1 protein-coding gene is annotated in these 3,524 nt (G+C 50.9%); it reads right to left on the reverse strand.

Translation table 11 applies throughout. The features are described 5' to 3' along the window. Positions 1-627: 627 nt before the first annotated feature. Positions 628-3,524: glutamate synthase large subunit (gene gltB, locus B9T16_RS26840; protein ID WP_410246192.1), on the reverse strand; the 2,897-nt coding region annotated here is incomplete at its 5' end.

Raw genomic sequence — 3,524 nt, forward strand, 5'->3', positions numbered from 1 at the left:
CGATTTTATTATACGCATAAAATCCTGCCGTTAATGATGTAGGAAAGCACGCGATAAGCGATCGCCCATTTGTCTCAATCCAAATCATCCTAAAAAGAGCTTAAAAAATGCAAGGAAAACTCATTCACCCAGAGATGATGCCTCCCATGAAAATTCATCTTAGTAAAGCATTTTGTTCTCGATTTTTCCCCAAATCCGCTTGCAAATAATCTATAGCAATCTTTACCGGATTTATCTTGTTGACGTAAGACTCCCATTAGATAACGAGTTTGAGTAGAGTCATCGAAGATGACGGCAAACAATGTTATTAACGGCAGGGCGTAAGCCAATGCTGCTATACTATAGTTGAACAAAATAGTTGAGCGCAGTCCCCTGATCGAATTTTCGATATAGAAGATCATAGAACTAGTACGGGTACGGTAAAGATTTTATTCGGAGACAGGACCCTCTGCACCAATAAAACTTAATATTATGGGATTATAACAGAGAATAATTGTTACGATAACGCATCTGTTGGGTAAAAATCTTAGTGCGTAAATGATAGGGGCGAAGAATTTTTCGCCCCTGTGTTTTGGGAAATCAGTTGATAGACCCCAAGAAGATTATCAGCCTAGATTAAGAAACGAATTACGAAGCGCCAACGGCAACCTTTTCATCGCTACCTTCAGGGGAAACCTCGGGCGTATTTTCCTCAGAAGGGGGAACCACTTGCCAGAATTTAGGTAGGAACTCAGACCAATTAGCCAAAACCGAAGCAGCTAGGGTACTGCCAGTGCGATCGCAATGGTCTTGAATCAACCCGCGCAACTGAGCCTCACCGGCTGCGGTACAAACCCGTTGAATGCGGACAATTTCCCCATTCACACAATCGGGGAAAGACCCACCCGGGTCCAGGAAATAAGCAATACCGCCAGTCATTCCCGCCCCCACGTTACGGCCAACCTTACCGAGAACCACAACCACCCCACCAGTCATATACTCGCAGCAATGGTCGCCAGCCCCTTCAATAACCGCCCGTCCCATAGAGTTACGCACAGCGAAGCGCTCACCCGCTTGTCCCCGTGCGAACAGAGTGCCCCCGGTAGCTCCATACAGACAAGTATTGCCAATAATCACATTTTCAAAAGCCGCCAGAGTCGAGTCATCACTGGGCTTAATAATCAACTCGCCGCCGTGCATACCCTTACCGACATAATCATTAGCCTCCCCATGGAGAGTCAAAATCATACCCGGTAGATTAAACGCGCCAAAACTCTGACCAGCCGACCCCTTAAAACTCAGGGCAATTTCTCCAGAGAACCCACTATTGCCGTACATAGAAGCAATTTTCCCAGCAATGCGAGCCCCCACAGTGCGATCGGTATTGACAATATCCAAAGTTTTGGCAACCTTGGACTGATGGGAAATAGCATTAGAGATTTCCTGATCCGCCAAAATGCTGTCGTCTAACACCGCACCATTGCTGTGTACAGGTTCATGATGCAACCAATCATTACCCGGAGCCACCGGCTGCTGCATCAACACCCCCAAATCCAATCCCTTAGTTTTGGCCAGAGGTACATCACGCATCCTCAGCAGGTCCGATCGCCCCATCAAATCAGTCAGGGAACGATAACCCAACCTCGCCAACAGCGATCGCACCTCCTCGGCGACAAAATGGAAGAAATTCACCACATGGTCAGGAGTTCCTGGGAAGCGTTTCCGCAAATCCTCCCGCTGAGTTGTCACCCCCACCGGACAGCCATTAGTGTGACAAATCCGAGCCATAATGCAGCCTTCGGAAATCATGGCGATAGTCCCAAAGCCGAACTCTTCCGCCCCCATGAGCGCCCCCATCACCACATCCCAGCCGGACTTCAGGCCCCCATCAACCCGCAGGCGGACGCGATCGCGCAATTTATTTTCCATCAGAACCCGATGCACCTCGGTCAAACCCAACTCCCAGGGGGCTCCGGCGTGTTTAATCGAAGACAAAGGCGAGGCTCCCGTCCCCCCATCATGACCAGAAATCTGGATATAGTCAGCATTCGCCTTAGCCACCCCAGCCGCAATCGTCCCAATCCCAATTTCCGCCACCAGTTTCACCGACACCTGAGCCCCCGGATTAATCTGATGCAAGTCAAAAATCAACTGTGCCAAATCCTCAATCGAGTAGATATCATGATGAGGCGGCGGCGAGATCAGGGTGACACCGGGTTTCGACCGTCGCAACATAGCGATATAGGGGCTCACCTTCTTACCCGGCAACTGTCCCCCCTCACCTGGTTTCGCCCCTTGAGCGACTTTAATCTCAATAGACTGAGCATTCATCAGATACTCTGGTGTCACCCCAAAGCGACCCGAAGCCACCTGTTTAATCGCCGAAGAACAACTATCCCCATTTTGCAGCCCTCGCAGATAAGGGCGACTGGGGGAGATACCATCATCGGCCACATCATCCAAAGGCTTAAACCGGGTCGGGTCTTCCCCACCTTCCCCAGAATTAGACTTACCCCCCAAACGGTTCATAGCGATCGCCAAAGTTTCGTGAGCCTCAGGCGACAGCGCCCCCAAAGACATCCCCCCGGTACAGAAACGCGACACAATATCGGTAATGGGTTCCACCTCATCAATGGAGATAGGAGAGCGATCGCTTTGGAAATCCAGCAAATCTCGCAGCGCCGCCACCGGGCGCTCTTGCAGGTAAGCCTGGTAAGTCGTGTAATGGTCTGCCCCCTCACCGCGTACCGCCTGATGGAGCAACTTCGCCAATTCCGGGCTATTGCCGTGATATTCTCCCCGTTTAAAATAATTAACAAAGCCGTAGTTTTCCAGCTTTTTGCCTTGCATTTCCGGGAAAGCCTTAGCGTGAAACTGGCCCACCTCCATCGCCAACTCCGCCACAGTCAACCCTCCAATCCGAGAAGTCGTCCCCTTAAAGCCCAAATTCAACAGGTCTTCCCCGATACCGATCGCCTCAAAAATTTGGGCTCCTTGGTAAGAAGACAGTAGAGAAATCCCCATTTTCGAGAGAATCTTTAACAGTCCCCCTTCCACGGCGGCGCGATAATTTTCCTGAGCCTGAACCATGGTCAAGGGTGGCATTTTCCCTTTTTCCATCTGTATCTGAGTTTTGGGTTCCGACCACCACTGTCGCACCGTCGCCAAAGCCAAATAGGGGCAGATAGCAGACGCACCATAGCCGATTAAACAGGCAAAATGATGTGTACTCCAGCATTGGGCAGTCTCCACCACCAACGAGCATTTGAGGCGGTCTCCCGACTCAATCAGATAGTGATGGACAGCCCCMACAGCCAACAGAGGMGGGATATAGGTATTTTCCCCATTCAAAGGCGATTGGCTCTCCGAGTKGCGATCGCTGAGAATCAAGATTTTCGCCCCCTGAGCCACTGCGGCGATCGCTKTTTCGCACAGAGCCTCCACCGCCAACCGCAACCCGTCCGGTCCCGTCGCCACCGGATACAGAGTAGACAGASYSACCGCCTTTAAACCAGAGTCCGCCAGTTTTTGCAGGTCCGCCTCAT

Origin of the sequence: Arthrospira sp. PCC 8006 (assembly GCF_046480465.1) — a bacterium.
Classification (GTDB): domain Bacteria; phylum Cyanobacteriota; class Cyanobacteriia; order Cyanobacteriales; family Microcoleaceae; genus Limnospira; species Limnospira platensis.